Source organism: Echinicola soli (assembly GCF_006575665.1).
Taxonomy (GTDB): Bacteria; Bacteroidota; Bacteroidia; order Cytophagales; family Cyclobacteriaceae; genus Echinicola; species Echinicola soli.
Genome location: NZ_CP041253.1, coordinates 1,631,714 through 1,648,892, shown reverse-complemented (window position 1 = coordinate 1,648,892; position 17,179 = coordinate 1,631,714). Strand labels below are relative to the sequence as shown.

Genomic DNA, 17,179 nt, shown 5'->3' with positions numbered 1-17,179 from the left:
AATCGCAAAATCAATTTCTTGCCGTCCTAATCTTAAAGTGATAGGTACCGGAACAGGTCTTGTTCAATGCCTCATCTTCAATGCCCTCCATTTTCATTTTATACCTGCCCTTAACGCTATAAAAATCAAAGGCTCCTTCTGAACTGTCCAGGGTAATCGATACGACCTCATTAAATGAATCGGATTCACTAGATCCTATTTCAGATTTTAATCTTGTTTCACTGCCTTGGCTCATGGGTAAAATCAGCGCCATGGAAAAATATTCCTCTATTCCAATGGGATATTTCCCCAAATTTGCAGCCTTTGCCATTTCGCTACTGCTAGCCGGTACTACAAAATAAAACTTCGAACCGGTGGACTGGGAAGTAGCCATCAATAGCTCACTGCTGGTAGCATCCAGGTCCAGATGTGTACAGTCTATTTGCCTTTCCCAATCTTCTGTTTTAAAGGCAAAGTGAAGGTTGCTCGGAATTTCAGCTTCCGTTTGATTTTCGGGATCAGTGGGATCCGATCCATCTTCATCCCTGACCATACTACAACTGGCTACCTGCAGCACGATGGTAAGGAGGAGTAGTTTCTTTAATGTTTTCATTTTAAAAAAGTTTATACACACTAATAGATCATTTACTCCAAATTTAGGCTATATGGATATTATAAAAAATACACTTAAACATGTAAATTTCCCTAACCAGTGAAGGGCAAAATAGGTTATAAAATTAGTACCAGTAACATAACTGATGCTTTACCCGGTCGATAAGTCAATTTCCACATTTCAGGCAAACACAGTATTCATCACCAATGCCAGGGCCTGAACAATGGCCATTATTCTTTTTGAAGGAGCATTCGCAGGGTCATTTTCAGAAATGACTGCGTCCTGATCTTGAGATCCTCCAGATCAATCTCCCTGCCTGACTCTGCCTTGACTACATGCCTCATAAATGACTCATGAAAAAGCAAATGCTTCGTGGTTCCCGGTAGCAAGGAATAGAGCATCAATAAATCGACACCCTCTTTAAATTCTCCGTCCACTTGGCCCTTTTCGATAAACTCCTTCACCATTTTATAATGTCCATAACGTTGCTTGTCAATAAACTCCCTCAAGCTTCCTTTGCTGTGCAAGCCACTCTCTCGTAGGATAATTCTGTGCAGGTATTGATTCTCTAAAAACCTGTCCACATATTCATCTACCAGCCAATCCAGTTTTTGCCAACGGGTAAAGGAATCCTTTTGAAGTAAGTTTTCTACCATAACCCTCAGATAGTCCCCCTTATAGTGAAATATTGCTTCCAGCAATTTTTCTTTGCTCTCAAAGTAATAAGAAATCATAGCGATGTTCACATCTGCCTTTTTGGATATTTCCCTAACAGAAGTAGCCGAAAAGCCATTTTTAGCAAAGAGCTTTTCGGCTACTTCCATGATTTTTACCTTTTTTTCATTGGGCTCCATGATGCAAAGTTCATTTGATAAAATTGTTAAACAAACGTTTAATGTTTTAGTAATTTTAACAATTAACAAGTGAAAACCAAAAGAATCATCTATCTAAAAAAACCAGTCACATGCCATTGAGTCAATAAAGTTAAAAATGAAAACTTTTCCCTAGGTCAAACGGACAATTTAGTCGAATTCAAATACCCTCTCTCATGAAATTAAAAGGACTATGATACTAAAAAATTATTTTGCAACCACATGCTTCACCAAAAAGACGTAATCTTGATAATCCCCGTTGGCGGCTTCTTCAAAGCATACCAAATATTGATTATCCACCAATTTCCCTTCATGATCCTTTACGGCATATACTCTGCATGCATGTACGGCATGATCCGGATGAAGCGATTGATTCCAGCTATCCTCAGAATAGGCCACATGGCTCGGACTGGTGGTATAGAAACCAAAAGACAGCGTACCCGGATCAAATGAAGTTTGTCCTTTTTCGAGGGATGGGAATAGGGTTTGGTGCTCCGGATAGCTGCCACTATTTGCCAACACCCCTACCTCTTCCAAAACAGGAGCTTCATTGCCCATCTCATAATACCCAAACGGAAGCATAAAAGGTGGACTGTATCGTGCTACCGGTATCATCTCTACCATCTCTGCACCTTCTGCTTTTCTAAAATACTTTACAAGCAATTCATCACCTTGCAGTTCAGATTTGGTATGATTGGCAAGGTCAGTCCATCCTAAGTCGACGTTCCAGCCAAGAGCCTGAACTACCAAAGCCAAAGGCGGTTCATTTTCTCCTTCCAGGGCTTTTGTACTCAAGCCGCGAACCGACATGCTTGTCAATAATTCATCTCCCGACGTTACTTCCATGACCGCTTCTGCAAGACCAATAAATTCCATGCTTGGCGTAAACTGGACGTCCACCATCAAAGCACCCTTTGAGGTTTCCATTTTTTTGATGGAAAAAAAATCCGCATGATCACCTAAAAAGGTCACCTCCACCTCATCTGAAACCTCATCATCCAATGGGACATTGACCGATTTCAACTTACTGTATTCACCTCTAATCGAAGAAAGTACGATCGTCGGGTCATCGCTTACTTTCACCACCACGATCCCTAAAATACTCAGGAATATCATCAATGTAGCCGAAAGGATTTTCATGAGTAACTGGATCATTGGACGTAAAGACTATTTATTATTTGGTATAAAAATAGCCATGGATAAAAAGCAGGAGGCATACTCATTTATTTTATCCATGGCCAAATAGGAAACTCCGCTTACAAATTCTGCTTTTTCAGTTCTTTCACCGCATGGTCACAGGCCCTTGCAGTAAATGCCATATAGGTCAGTGACGGGTTTTGACAGGCTGAAGATGACATAAATGCGCCATCAGTGATAAATACATTGGGCACTTCATGCATTTGATTGTAGGCATTGAGGACAGACGTTTTTGGATCTTTCCCCATTCTGGCCGTACCCATCTCGTGGATGCAGTGTCCAGGAGGGGGTGCGCTATCGTAAGAACTGATGTTTTTAGCACCAGCGGCTTCCAGAATCTCGATGGCACTTTGGCGCATGTCCTTACGCATGGCCTGCTCGTTATCCTTAAATTCACAATCAATGTCTAATGTTGGAAGTCCATAGGCATCCAACTTCTCATGATTGAGACTTACTTTATTGTCATAATAAGGCAAATGCTCACCCCAAGATCCAATCCCAAAATTCCAGTCATCGCTAGGCTGTGTCTTGGAAAGCTTAAAGTCAGCTCCAACTCCTGCTGGGCCACCTTGACCGCGCCCACGCCCGGCACCTCCTTGATAGCCAAAACCGCGAACATAATCATCCCGCTTGGTGGCTTCACTGATGTTTCTAAAGCGCGGCACGTAGATGCCATTTGGTCTTCGTCCATAATAGTATTTGTCCCCAAATCCTTCGATGGTCCCGGAAGCGCCTACTCCATAGTGATGGTCCATTAAATTATGTCCCACCTGCTCGCTGCCATTGCCCAGACCATTGGGGAAGGCATCTGAAACAGAATTGAGCAGGATCCACGCAGTCCCTAAGGTAGAGGCATTTAGAAAGACGATTTTAGCATAATATTCGGTGTACTCCTTGGTTTCTGCATCCATAATACGGACACCATTGGCCTTGCCGGTCTCTTTATCATATAGCACTTCTGTCACGATGGAAAAAGGCCTGAGCGTCATATTTCCCGTTTGCATGGCAGCCGGAAGCGTGGCGGAATTACTACTGAAGTAGCCCCCAAAAGGACAGCCCCTTGCACAGAGATTTCTATATTGACATGGGCCTCGACCATTGATAGCTTCTGTGGCATGTGCGGCCCTACCAATGGTGATGATCCTGTCATCAAACTTTTCTTTTACACGTGCTGCCACGTGCTTTTCCACACAGTTCATTTCCATGGCAGGTAAGAAGTGGCTGTCTGGCAATTGAGGCAACCCTTCTGCTTGTCCGGAGATCCCGGCAAATTTCTCCACATAGGTGTACCAAGGGGCCAGGTCCTTGTACCTCACCGGCCAGTCGACCCCATAGCCATCCTTTGCATTGGCTTCGAAGTCGATGTCACTCAACCGATAACACTGTCTTCCCCACATCAGGGATCGGCCACCTACATGGTAGCCTCTGAGCCAGTTAAATGGCTTCACCTCATTGTACGGATTTTCGAGATCATTGACCCAAAACTGCTGGGTGTCTTCTCCAAATGCATAACACTTACTTTGGATCGGGTGCTGTTCTTTGCTTTCGTTGGTGGCCCAACCACGGTGATCGAGTTCCCAAGGATTCAGGTTGGCGGTGGGATAACCTTTGATGTGTTCCACATTCTTCCCCCGCTCCAAAACCAGCGTTTTCAGGCCTTTTTCGCACAATTCCTTGGCAGCCCAGCCGCCACTGATTCCTGACCCTACGACAATAGCATCATAGGTATTTTCTTTATCTGCTTTGATATTAAGATTCATATTGATTGTTTTTTTTTGGTTACGCCCAGGCTTTGTCGCCAGGCTTCAAATCGACACAGCCGTCATAGCGTCCAGGTACCAGTTCATAGCGAAGGGCTTGCGTGGCGCCGGCCTCAGAACTGAAGTAGCCAAAGAGAGTCAACTCCTTCATGATCTTATAGCCCCTCATAAGACCTTCATCCAGCTCATTGCTTTTGCCATATACTTGGCTGTCCAAGTCACTTACTGCCGCCACTTGCTTATCTGCTGATAATGAAGAGAAATCCTTTTCGCCTTCAAAATAATTCAATGCTGTGGAGACCTTCTCCCGGTCTTCCTGGGAATAACAATCCTCCAGCATCTTCACCATAAAAGCTCCAATTCCCACGGATTTGGCTCCAGGGGAATCGGGTGTTTCCGGGATAATGATATCCCCAATCTCTGCCATTATCTTAGTGTCTTCATCACTGAAAACTCCCGCTATGGCATTTTTTGAACGGGTACAGCCCTGCTGAAATACAGCAAAAGTGGACACCGAAAGTGCACTGCCAAACATCAGGGCAGTCCGTTTCATTGCTTCGCGTCTATTCATATTCTATAGGGTATTACTTGATTCGAACCCATTAAATTATTGATTCCATCAGTGATAAAAAATTATTTTCCATGAAAAGACCTTATAAAAGGTTTTTATGGTTGTATTGCACATAAGAATGGGGAATTAGCCTTCATATTTGGATTACATTCCACGAAGGAAGGAAGAAGTGAAAAAATGCTGCCCTCCTGATTCGCAAAGGGCAGCACTTCGCTTTGTTTAAGCTTAGACCTAACAGCTTAGAAATGGAAAAAATACAACAGGTACTAAACACCTTGGCATTTGTATTCATGGCACGCTAGCCCTAGCCCTTCTCTTCCTCTTTTCCGATGCTCAATTGGTACCAATCAATATTCCTCGTGAAATACATGGTCATGGCCAGCATCACGGTAAGCCCCACACTTCCCATCAGCAGGGCATAATCTGTCAACTGCAGGGTCACATACAAAAAGCTATACGCCCCCACCAATACGGCCAACAGCAGCAGCGAAAGCTTCTTCTTCCGGAACACCGTCAACGAATAAAGCACAATCATGGCCACCACACCAAACGCTGCAATGGCGTAGGCGGTATTAAAATCAGTGTGCTCTGAAATCGATACCAACAAGACATAAAACAAACAAAGCCCAAGACCGACCAGCGCATACTGGAAAGGGTGAATCTTGCGTTTATTCAGGACCTCAACTAAGAAAAAAATTAAAAACGTCATCAAAATAGTCATCACAGCATACTTTGCAGAGCGTATGGATTTTTGGTAATCATCCACTGGAAAAATCAAATCCACCCCAAAGGCCGCTGCCTGAAGATTACTTCCCTGCATCTCGTCTACCCAACTTTGCGGAAAGTTTCTGTTTAGCTGAAGTACCTTCCATCTGGCCTCAAAACCTTGACCGGTAACTTTTCGTTGATCCGGCAAAAAATTGCCGTAAAAGCTCGGAGAAGGCCAGGGAGAATTGACATTTACCTCCGTAGTTCCTCCCACAGGCACAAAAGATATGCTTCTGCTGCCCTGCAAATTAAGGGAAAAGTGAAACGGAACCTTAGTGCCCATGCTGCTTTCCAGATTGGGCAAATCCACCGTAATTCCCTGTGTGATAATGGAAGGGACTTTTGAGCCAGGCTTTACCTGACAGTCCACTCCACCCCAATCCACGGCAAGTTCTTCTTTGATCCCTCTTAAATCCGAAATACCAATGGTCAAAAATGCCTTACCGTATTGAATTTGCTTCAGATTGGTGCGGTCTACTTTTTCCATCAGGTCAAAACTCCCCGACACTGCCAGTTGTGACTTATACACGATCACCTCATAGATCCCCCGTTTTAGTTTTTCCGGCACCACCTCTCCGTCTACCTGAAGGTTGTTAGGCAAGAGATATAGGTACTTTACGACCTCCTTGAGTTCTTCCTTTTCCTTGTATTCATATACCAAAGGAATCGTCAGCACTGGGCCATTTAGCTGTTGATTATTTGCCCACTTCATACTTACCTCTTCAGTCGCAGCTTGGCTTAAGGCTTCCCGCTCTGCTATCAAATCCATTATCATAGATGATGGGATCAATAATAATAAAACCAAAATGGTGATGACCAATAATTTCAAGGTAACCGAATGACTGACCCAGTTGCCAATTTTCTCAAATACTGTGTTTTCGTTTTTCATGATAAATTAGATTTAAAAGTACTTTGAATTACAAAGTACATAGGTAAATTTTTTTATTTTAATAATTGTTCGATGGCTCTAATGTGCTTCTCGAAGGCCTCAATCCCTTCTTCCGTGGCCGAATATTTGGTGTTAGGCTTACGGTCCAAAAACTCTTTGGTGTAGCGGATATAACGGTACTTCTCCAGGGTTTTAAGGTGACTGGCCAGGTTACCGTCCGTCACCCCCAGCAAATCCTTTAATGCCGTAAAGTCCAAATGGTCATTGACCACCAGGGCAGACATTATTCCTAACCTGATTTTATTTTCAAAGGCTTTATTAAGATCCTTTAACAGCTCTTTCACGACTTGTATTTTAATTGCATGACCAATCCATAAACAATATGAAGCACCCCAAAACCTACCGCCCAAAACCAAATTCCATATCCCGTAAAGCAGGCAGCAAGCAAACCTAAAGCTATTTCTGCTAATCCCAAACCACGGATTTCACCCAAGGTGTACTTACTGGCATTGACCAAAGCCAATCCATAAAACACCAGGGTCAGCGGAGCAATCCACGCCAATTGTCCGTGCAGCAAAAGGATCACACAGAAAATCCCACCTGACAAAATCGGAATGGCCAGATTGATCAACAGTCTTTTAGTCTGATGATCCCAGAGCTTTTGTTTTTTCTTCTTCGCCGTATTTCTGGTAAACAATACCCCTGCGGCCACAGAACACACCAGTGTCAAGCCACCTACCCACATTAACTGATACAGTAAGGGCATTTTATCCGTGGCGACATCATTGATAGCCCCTTCATCCAGCTGAGAATAGACCATTGTATTGGCTATATATGCTCCAATAAGCGCAATAATCCCCGCAGCTATGCCCGACATGCCGCTTAGGGAAATAAACTTAGAAGACCTGTTCATGATCTCGCGAATTTCCCGCAAGTCATCGATGTATTTTTGCTGATCCATAGAAAGTACTTTGAATTACAAAGTAAATATAGAATTGCTTCTTGTAAAAACAAATAGAGGGGTTGTTAAAAATTATAAAATGAGGGATTTGGGACAGGGAAATGGCCTAAACCCAAAACTAATACCGTTTAGTTAGTAAGTATTTGGGATGGCTGTTTACTATTTCTCTTGCTAAATTCCAGCGTGGTTTTCATCCCCTTACCTTTGCCCCTTTTTTGCTACAGGTCAAAAAAGAACCAAACCTGTCCGCCTATGGAGGAAACCCCGCCGCGGTGCATCTATTGTGCTAAAATTTAAAATTAAAACCATGATTCCCTCAATGACCGCCTTTCGAACTGGAAAATCCCCTTATCTAAACAGCATTAAACCCGAAATAGGCATTAGCCTCTACACCACAGCCTGTCCCGAACTATTTCGGGAGCGCACAAGTGTTGCGACCTGAAATTGCTTCAAAATCATTCGTGCCGCTGGCACTTTTTTGAGCAAACGTAAAAACAGGAGGCAACTACAAGTCAACTGGCCAAGACCCAAGAGCACTGAAAGCACACATAAACCGATAAGGAGAATTCACTCTTACTGGTCCTATGTGGTGAATGCCAAACCGCTCTCCGGAAATATTGTTTGCCCCGTAATAATCTTGGTTTCCTTTCCAAAGAAATGACCAACGCAGGTGCTGTTGTGTAAAAACTCAAGGCTCGTGATTCCGCAGCACAGCTATCGGAACAACAGGTCTTTTCCTGGGTTTTCTTCAGTAGTTATTATGAAAAAACATCCATGTCCAGGTAATGCTACTGTTGACGGACCACTGCCTACCGATCACTGCCACTCTTTATCTCCAACACCTTCTCCACTGGCAATCTCTCGATCTCACGGCCTTGATAGCCCTTCATGGTTTCTGCAGCAAAAAGGGAATTGATGATGGCTTCTTCAGTGGCTTCGATGGTGGCGAGAAAAAGTCCGCTCATATAATCGTTGTTGATCACTTCCATTGACAGCCGCTCTTCACCATTGGAATCATAGGGAATCCTCAAGCTTTCAGCGGTAGAAAAAGCCACTACGTAATCTCCAGAGCCATTGGAGGCAATTCCACCGGTTTTGGCCAACCCCATAATGGCCCTTTTCGCCATTCGTTTTAGGTTGCGGGCATGGACAGGTGCATTGGTGGCCACGACGATCATACAAGAGCCATCAGCCGATTCCAGTTGGTTTTTAAATGCATATTGGCCAAGCTCCTTTCCCACGGGAAGCCCATCGACTTGCAGGACTCCTCCAAAATTGGTCTGAACCAGAACGCCTACAGTGTACCCTCCCATCTCAGTAGGCAGCTTTCTGGACGCAGTACCAATTCCGCCTTTGAAGCCGAAGCAGATGGTGCCTGTTCCGGCGCCGACATTCCCTTCCTTCACTTCCCCTGACCGGGCAGATTGGATGGCTGTGACGACATCGGCTGGTTTTACATGACGACCACGAATGTCATTGAGATAACCGTCGTTGGTCTCTCCCACTACAGCATTGACGGACCGGACATTAGCATTTTCTGGGTTGGAAAATGTATAGTCGATCACGCCTTCGATCCCTGCGGCCACGCTCAGGGTATTGGTCAGCACGATTGGCGTTTCGATATTCCCCAATTCTTCCACCTGCGTAGTGCCCGCCAACTTGCCAAAGCCATTGCCCACATACACTGCTCCGGGTACTTTTTCCTGAAAAACATTGCCCCCATGGGGCAAAATAGCGGTTACTCCGGTACGAACACTATCACCGTTGACCAGTGTCTGATGCCCCACTTTCACACCCGTTACATCGGTGATGGCATTCCATTTTCCTGGTACTAATACACCAAAGGTAAAACCATAATCTCTGGCCCTTTCTTGGCCATAGCTGCTAAAAGCTATTAATAAACCACATACCAGCGCATACATGGATTTAGAAGAACAGATCATCATTAAGTGGTGTTAATGGTTAGTAAAAGTGATTTTGGCGTATAGGCCTATTTTGAAAGAATGCCCTTGAGGTCTGCTGGAGAATAGTTGACCGACTTCAAGGTTTTGCGATCTTCCTTTCTGAATACCAGATAAAGGTCTCCCTCTTGTTCATAATAACATTCGACACCTTGATTTTGGTAATGGGAAAGGGTGGCCTCAACTTCTTCGACAGACTTACAGGCCTTGCTCATATTGGAGCGCTGCACTTCATCAAATAACTCCTTGAACTTATCCGCCAGCCCAAACTCCAGCACAGCACCTGCCAATACATACTGTATGTCACATAAGGCATCCGCTACCTCTACAAGGTCATCATTTTTGATGGCTTCTTCCAATTCCTTCAGCTCTTCGGCAATCAGGGAAACCCTGAGTTTGGACCGCTTCTCATCTGGAATAGTAGGCACTTCTAGAATTGGATGTTTAAAGGTTTCGTGAAATGCCGCTACGGCACTGAGCGTCTTGGGATCTTTCATAAAGTCAACAGTTAGTATAATTGAGGAAACAAAAAAAGGCAAATAATGCACAAATACAAAGAGACCGGCAAAATTACCGGTCTCTGGTCTGGTGTGTTAAAAAACCGATTATCCAATTATTGATTTTTAAGTACTATCGCACTTTCTATATTGCTCTCAATCTTGCTGTAAAGGGCGGCATTGCCGTCCACATTATCCGGGCCGATCTCCACGACGCCATCGGCATTGGCATCCAAGGCAGCATCCATTTCCACACCGGCAAACATTGCTTCCAGATCAAATACCACTGTCATGTCAGTATTGCCATTCACTTCATACCCCTGAGACGATTCGGCCACAGCCCTCAGCTGCTTCTCAGCCGCAAACCACACTTGAGTGGATTTCCCTTCCACTTCACCTTGGATGAGCATGGATTTGTCCTTCATTTCACTTTCGGCACTGGCTTCGGAGTGCTGGTAAAGTTTGAAAATCACCTCTGTGTAACTTCCGTTTGGCGTCTCTCCTTCACCGATGACCGATACCTGGGATTCGCCATCAGCCACAAGGGTGAGGCTTTTCTCCTGCGAGACCTGGCTCCCCAGTTCGGCACTGATATTAGTCTCCAGAATGCCGTTGCCAATGCTGATCCCGGCATCGATCCCCGCCTGAGACACATACTTCATCTCCATATCCCGGGTTCCCACCTGAAATGAAGTAATGCTCATTCCGCTTACATCCACTCGGTTGTTTTCTGAAGTGGATTCCGAATTGCCCTCAGCTGTAGATTTCAAGGTTACCTGACTGTACCCCTCTTTGGGTGTTTCTTCATCATCAGAGCAGGCCATCATTACAAGCCCAAGACTTAAGGGCATTATCCATTTGGCGCAGTTTTTCATTGTACTTTTCATGATTATCATAATAGTTGGTTTTGCAATGTCCCGTATTGCGCAAATAAAATGCCAAAAACAACCCGTTAAAAACCATTTTTTTTATACGAAAACAGTTGAATTAAAAAATTATATTTCATCAACGATTTGCCACAATCTATATAAACGACCATTTTTATATCTTAAAAAAAAATATCTCCCAGTGGCTAATATGGGGAGAGTTGGTGCTTTTAAACCCGGAGACATTGAAACTGCTCAGCCTCCGCAGTGGTCACCACTATTAAACCTGTCTGGCGGCTATATGGATTTCCTTTTCCGCTCTCCATTCTTTCAGTTTTTTTGTACCACGTACTCTATCCCTGGACATCTGGCCCCGCATTACGGATTAAGCTAAAAAGTTGGGGAGATTAGGGTTGGTTTCGATAGCACGCAGATGGTGCAGATTAATAAGGTTTGCGCTGATTTTTTATAATAAACTCGATTTAAAATACCGTCACTGCCAGCTTGTCTGGTGCTAAACAGGGCGTAGGGTGGGATTTGGGGAAGGAGCCGTGGCAATCCCATATTAAGAAAACGAGATTGCTTCACTCCGTTGCTCTGCGTTCGCAATGAAGGATTTATACTGATTTTATAATCAGGTCAATAGGGTACACATTCCTATTGCTACATTAAAGAGAAACATGCTTATCAAAACCACCTGGAAATCTCTCATCCCCCAAAAATATTGCTTGATCCCACCTTACCAAGCAGTTCACCATTCACCCAAAAAAAAACCGAACAGGACACTTCCTATTCGGCTTCTATTATCAACATGAATTGAGTTTACATTACACAACAGCATTGTAACGCTCTTGCACAGCAGACCAATTAACCACATTCCACCAATTCGAAACATATTTGCCACGCTCGTTTTGGTAATGAAGGTAATAGGCGTGCTCCCACACATCGATCCCCATCAATGGGATCCCCTGGAGTTCTGAAACATCCATCAGTGGATTATCTTGATTTGGGGTAGAACCCACTTTCAGTTTCTTATTGGCATCGACTACCAGCCAAGCCCAACCTGATCCAAAACGCCCTTTGGCGGCACCTTCGAATTGCTCCACAAAGGCATCGAAGCTACCGAACGCCTCATCGATAGCTGCTGCAAGATCCCCTGCTGGCTTTCCGCCACCTTCAGGAGACATGATGCTCCAGAATAGTTCGTGGTTATAGTGTCCTCCACCATTATTTCGCATGGCAGTGGTGTAATTGGACACTTTCATAAGCGTCTCTTCCAGTGGCTTGCTCATGTCCACACCTTCTGCTTCACAGGCCGCCTTCAGCTTTCGGGCATAGCCTGCGGCATGTTTGGTATAGTGGATTTCCATGGTAGTGGCATCTATATTCGGCTCTAGGGCGGCATAGTCGTAGGCCAAGCCAGCTTGGGAAAAACCTGTGCTCAACTGAACAGCTTCCTCTTCCTCCTTGGACGCCCCACAGGCCGTCAAGAAAGCCGACCCGATAGCGCTACTGCCGATTCCTACTGCCAATGTGGCCTTGGTGCTCTGTGTTATAAAAGTCCTTCTGGAAGGATTAAATGAAACTTTCTTCATTACTGATAAAATTTTGTTTCGAAAATATTTTGTAATTCAGTACTTTTATTTCTATTTATTTTCTATTGCTATTTCAGCAAGTTAACTATTTACATGATAAAATAAAACCAATAATCAGACCATTTGTCTGAATTAATGACAAGTTGGTTATGTTTGTAGGATAAACGGGAAATGGATTGGTTTTTGAGCCATCCATTTTACTCCTACTTTGTCATGTTACGGTTATATTAGGAGATTCCTTCCCGATGTATCGGGGACAAAACACGTTGTCATCCCGAGGAACAGCCTGTCCCGAGCTATCGGGAAGGGATCTCTTTAAGGCACTTTCTTAATTTGACAAAGCAGGATTACTTTATTCAATTTATAAGGAGGATATGGAAATATCATTTTACAAGTATCAAGGTACAGGGAATGACTTCGTGATGATCGATGACAGGGCGGAGTATTTTGATGAGCAAAACCTGGAACTCGTCAGCCAACTTTGTGACCGTAAATTCGGGATTGGTGCCGACGGACTTATCCTTATCCGGAACAAGGAAGGTTATGATTTTGAAATGATTTATTTTAATGCCGATGGCTCTCAGAGCATGTGCGGAAATGGAGCCCGCTGTGCCGTTGCTTTCTCCAGCTTCCTTGGAATCGTCAGGGAGCAAGCTCATTTTATGGCCATCGACGGCCCACATGATGCTCGCATTGCTGATGGGGAAGTGGAGCTGGGCATGGGAAATGTAGCTTCCATAGAAAATACCGGTAACGATTTCTTCGTCAATACAGGCTCTCCCCATCACGTCCGTTTTGTGGAAGATGTAGAAAATTACCCCGTAGTGGATACGGGAGCATCCATCCGATACAGCGATGACTATAGGCCAAACGGCACCAATGTCAACTTCATTTCGATCCTGGGGGATGACCATATCTATGTGCGCACCTATGAGCGAGGAGTAGAAGACGAAACACTCTCATGCGGCACAGGCGTAACCGCATGCGCCCTTGTCTTTGGCTCTCAGCAAAACATCAATCAAGTTAACATCAAAGCGCTGGGGGGAAACCTTGCCGTTAAATTTACAGCAGCGGAAAACGGAAGTTTTAAAAATATCATTTTGATAGGACCTGCTGAACAGGTTTTTAAAGGCACTGTGGTCATCTAACTTCCAGGTTTTTGCAATACATTTCACAACAAGCACCAATCGAACGGTTAAAAACTACCGATTGTTATAAAAAGAAAGTAATTTTAAGCCCAATTACAATATAATAACTACTATGTTAGACTTTATCGCAAAAGGGCTGACCAAGGTCTTCGGGACCAAGTCAGACCGAGATATAAAAGAATTATACCCCTACGTAGGAACGATCAATGCAGCCTTCGATAAGCTTTCGTCGATCACGGATGAAGAACTACGAAACAAAACCATAGAAATCAAGGGAATAGTCGATTCGGAATTAAAGACCTTTGATGATAAAATAGCCTCCCTGAAGGAGGAAATTGATGCTTTAGCGCCGGATAAGGTGCATGAAAAAGACGCCATTTTTAATCAGATCGACAAAGTCGAAAAGGACCGTAATGAAGCCTTGGAAGTGGTACTTGAAAAAGTATTGCCAGAGGCTTTTGCAGTAATGAAAGAAACTGCCAGGAGGTTTAAAGAAAACGGTAAACTGGTCGTAAAGGCCAATGATTATGACCGTGAGCTTTCTGCCAGAAAAGATAATGTGGAAATCAACGGAGACGAAGCCATCTGGCATAACCAATGGCTAGCTGCTGGCACTGAGATCATCTGGGACATGCTCCATTATGATGTGCAGCTGATCGGTGGTATCGCCCTTCACAAGGGTAAAATCTCCGAGATGGCCACTGGTGAAGGTAAAACGCTTGTATCTACGCTTCCTGCTTACCTGAATGCCCTGGCCGGACGTGGGGTGCATATCGTAACGGTAAACGACTACCTTGCCAAAAGGGACAGTGAGTGGAACGCACCATTATTTGAGTTTCACGGCTTGACGGTAGACTGTATTGATAAGTACAAGCCTAATTCCACAGGAAGAAGAAAAGCCTATAACTCGGATATCGTTTACGGCACCAACAATGAATTTGGCTTTGATTACCTGCGTGACAATATGGCCCGCAATGCGGACGACCTGGTACAGGGCAAACATCACTTTGCCATGATCGATGAGGTCGATTCCGTGCTGATCGATGATGCCAGAACGCCACTGATTATCTCTGGCCCCGTACCGAGAGGTGATGAGCATGAATTTTATGAGATGAAGCCACGGGTTTCCACTCTGGTGGATGAGCAGCGAAAACTGATACAAGGCTACCTCTCTACTGCAAAAAAACTGATCGGCGAAGGTAATCAAAAAGAAGGAGGCCTGGCCCTTTTCAGAGCTTTCCGCGGTATGCCAAAGTACAAACCGTTGATCAAATACCTCTCTGAGCCTGGCATCAGGGTAATCCTGCAAAAAACCGAGAACTATTACCTCCAGGACAACAAACGCATGATGCCGGAAGCGGACGAACCGCTGTTGTTTACAATTGACGAAAAGTCCAACACCGTGGACCTTACCGACAATGGTATCGAGGTAATCACCAAGAAAAACGAAGACACCAGTTTCTTTATCCTTCCGGACATCGGTACAGAAATCGCCGAAATGGAAAAAGATGAATCCATAGATGATAAAGAAAAGTTAATTCGCAAAGAAGAGATCATCAAGGATTACGGTGTCAAAGCCCAGCGTATCCACACGGTCAATCAACTGCTGAAGGCTTACTGTATGTTCGAAAAAGACACCGAGTATATCTTGGTGGACGGCAAAGTGAAAATTGTCGATGAGCAGACAGGCCGTGTGATGGAAGGCAGAAGATACTCCGATGGCCTTCACCAAGCGATAGAAGCCAAGGAAAACGTAAAAGTAGAAGACGCCACCCAAACCTACGCGACCATCACGCTGCAGAATTACTTCAGGATGTACCACAAACTATCCGGTATGACCGGTACTGCTGAAACGGAAGCTGGAGAATTTTGGGAAATATACAAGTTGGATGTGGTGGTGATTCCTACCAACAAGCCTATCCAACGAGATGATCGAGATGATAAAGTCTATAAAACCGTCAGGGAGAAGTTTAACGCGGTGGTGGATGAAATCAATGAGCTGACCGATGCCGGAAGACCGGTACTGGTGGGTACTACCTCGGTAGAAATATCCGAGGTACTCAGCAGGATGTTGACCCTCAAAAAAATCAAACACCAAGTCCTGAATGCAAAGCAGCACGCCAAAGAGGCCGAAGTGGTAGCCGAAGCCGGTAAACCGGGCACGGTGACCATTGCTACTAACATGGCCGGTCGTGGTACGGATATCAAGCTGACACCAGAATCCAAAAAAGCCGGCGGTCTGGCCATCATCGGTACGGAACGCCACGAATCCAGACGGGTGGACAGACAGCTCCGTGGACGTGCCGGTCGTCAGGGAGACGTAGGTTCCTCCCAATTTTTCGTATCCCTGGAGGATAGCTTGATGCGCCTGTTCGGTTCTGAGCGCATCGCCAAACTCATGGACCGTATGGGGCTGGAAGAAGGTGAAGTGATCCAACACTCCATGATTTCCAAATCCATCGAAAGGGCCCAGCGAAAGGTAGAAGAAAATAACTTTGGTGTACGTAAGCGCCTGCTGGAATATGATGATGTCATGAACTCCCAGCGTGAGGTGGTTTACAAGCGAAGAAAGAACGCCTTGATGGGCGAAAGACTGGAGCTGGACATCCTTAACGTCATGTACGATGTATGTGAGGGTATCGTGGAAGTGGCCAAATCCACCGAAGACATGGAAAGCCTCCGCATGAACATTTACAGCTCGCTGGGCATTGATTACAAATTCAGTGAAGACGATGTCAAGTCCAAGCCAGCAGCTGCATTGAGCCAAGAGCTCTTCGATGCTTCCTACAAAAATTATGTCTCCAAAAACCAGCGGGTCACCGACCGTGCCTTGCCTGTACTGAAGGATGTCCATGAAAACAGGGGCGCCACTGTCAAGGAAATCATGGTACCCATCACAGATGGCATCAAACAAATCGGTGTGGTATGTAGCCTGCAAAACACCATCGAAAATGAAGGAAGGGACCTGATCCGTGCAATTGAGAAAAATGTCACCCTGGCCATCATCGATCAAAACTGGAAAGAACACCTCCGCGATATGGACGACTTGAAACAGTCCGTACAAAACGCGGTGTATGAGCAAAAAGATCCGTTGTTGATCTATAAATTTGAGGCTTTTGAAATGTTCAAACGCTTTGTGGGCAAACTAAACGAGGATGTCATCTCATTCCTGGCCAAGGCAGAACTCCCTAAGCAAAACCCGGATCAGGTAAGGGCCGCACAAGCGCAACAGGCTGAACCAAATATCCAAGCATCCAAGGAAGAGGCCAACAGCACCTTGAACCCTCATGCCAACAGGGCTGCACAAGCCGCTGCTGCCGCCAACAGAGGCGCCCAAAAGCAAGTAGTTGCTCCACGGAAGTCAGAAAAAGCCTATGGTCGAAATGACCGTGTTTCGGTACAATACTCCAATGGAAACGTTAAAAAGGACGTAAAATATAAAAGTGTTGAGCAGGATATCAGTTCTGGCAAGTGTGTTGTTATAGAAGATTAAAAAACCACT

Annotated in this window: 14 protein-coding genes; 2 read left to right on the top strand and 12 right to left on the bottom strand. The window is 44.8% G+C overall.

What is annotated here, in order from left to right; all coding sequences use genetic code 11:
- Positions 1-10 precede the first annotated feature (10 nt).
- The 12 genes from FKX85_RS06890 to FKX85_RS06835 form a co-directional block, all read right to left on the bottom strand.
- Positions 11-592, bottom strand: a complete 582-nt coding sequence (locus tag FKX85_RS06890) for a hypothetical protein (RefSeq protein WP_141614028.1) — start codon at positions 590-592, stop codon at positions 11-13.
- 230 nt (positions 593-822) lie between these two features.
- On the bottom strand, positions 823-1,446 hold the full coding sequence (locus tag FKX85_RS06885) for a TetR family transcriptional regulator (RefSeq protein ID WP_141614027.1): 624 nt from the start codon (positions 1,444-1,446) through the stop codon (positions 823-825).
- A 225-nt stretch (positions 1,447-1,671) separates the two neighbouring features.
- A complete protein-coding gene (locus FKX85_RS06880; protein ID WP_141614026.1) occupies positions 1,672-2,619 on the bottom strand; it encodes a hypothetical protein in 948 nt (315 codons plus the stop codon).
- A 101-nt stretch (positions 2,620-2,720) separates the two neighbouring features.
- Positions 2,721-4,421 carry a GMC oxidoreductase gene (locus FKX85_RS06875; protein ID WP_141614025.1) on the bottom strand — a complete coding sequence of 567 codons (1,701 nt, stop codon included), beginning with the start codon at positions 4,419-4,421 and terminating at the stop codon, positions 2,721-2,723.
- Between the two features lie 19 nt (positions 4,422-4,440).
- Positions 4,441-4,992: a gluconate 2-dehydrogenase subunit 3 family protein gene (locus FKX85_RS06870; protein ID WP_141614024.1), complete on the bottom strand. Its 552-nt coding sequence runs from the start codon at positions 4,990-4,992 to the stop codon at positions 4,441-4,443.
- Between the two features lie 304 nt (positions 4,993-5,296).
- Positions 5,297-6,649: a cell envelope integrity protein CreD gene (gene creD, locus FKX85_RS06865; RefSeq protein WP_141614023.1), complete on the bottom strand. Its 1,353-nt coding sequence runs from the start codon at positions 6,647-6,649 to the stop codon at positions 5,297-5,299.
- A gap of 53 nt (positions 6,650-6,702) precedes the next feature.
- On the bottom strand, positions 6,703-6,993 hold the full coding sequence (locus tag FKX85_RS06860) for a winged helix-turn-helix domain-containing protein (RefSeq protein ID WP_141614022.1): 291 nt from the start codon (positions 6,991-6,993) through the stop codon (positions 6,703-6,705).
- The gene (locus tag FKX85_RS06855; protein WP_141614021.1) at positions 6,990-7,610 is read right to left on the bottom strand and encodes a hypothetical protein; all 621 of its coding nucleotides are present in this window, start codon (positions 7,608-7,610) and stop codon (positions 6,990-6,992) included. The genes FKX85_RS06860 and FKX85_RS06855 overlap by 4 nt, the downstream gene beginning before the upstream one ends.
- Positions 7,611-8,419: 809 nt before the next feature.
- The gene (locus FKX85_RS06850; RefSeq protein ID WP_394345009.1) at positions 8,420-9,553 is read right to left on the bottom strand and encodes a P1 family peptidase; all 1,134 of its coding nucleotides are present in this window, start codon (positions 9,551-9,553) and stop codon (positions 8,420-8,422) included.
- A gap of 47 nt (positions 9,554-9,600) precedes the next feature.
- Positions 9,601-10,068 (bottom strand): pyrophosphohydrolase domain-containing protein, encoded by a 468-nt coding sequence (locus FKX85_RS06845; protein WP_141614020.1) that lies wholly within the window; start codon positions 10,066-10,068, stop codon positions 9,601-9,603.
- Positions 10,069-10,184: 116 nt separating this feature from the next.
- Positions 10,185-10,955: a hypothetical protein gene (locus FKX85_RS06840; RefSeq protein WP_141614019.1), complete on the bottom strand. Its 771-nt coding sequence runs from the start codon at positions 10,953-10,955 to the stop codon at positions 10,185-10,187.
- A gap of 806 nt (positions 10,956-11,761) precedes the next feature.
- Entirely contained in the window at positions 11,762-12,529 is a 768-nt protein-coding gene (locus FKX85_RS06835) for a superoxide dismutase (RefSeq protein ID WP_141614018.1), read from the bottom strand.
- 374 nt (positions 12,530-12,903) lie between these two features.
- Here FKX85_RS06835 and dapF point away from each other — a divergent pair, with 374 nt between their 5' ends.
- Both dapF and secA read left to right on the top strand, forming a co-directional pair.
- A complete protein-coding gene (gene dapF, locus FKX85_RS06830; protein WP_141614017.1) occupies positions 12,904-13,677 on the top strand; it encodes a diaminopimelate epimerase in 774 nt (257 codons plus the stop codon).
- A gap of 112 nt (positions 13,678-13,789) precedes the next feature.
- The gene (secA, locus tag FKX85_RS06825; protein ID WP_141614016.1) at positions 13,790-17,170 is read left to right on the top strand and encodes a preprotein translocase subunit SecA; all 3,381 of its coding nucleotides are present in this window, start codon (positions 13,790-13,792) and stop codon (positions 17,168-17,170) included.
- The last annotated feature ends 9 nt before the right edge of the window (positions 17,171-17,179 follow it).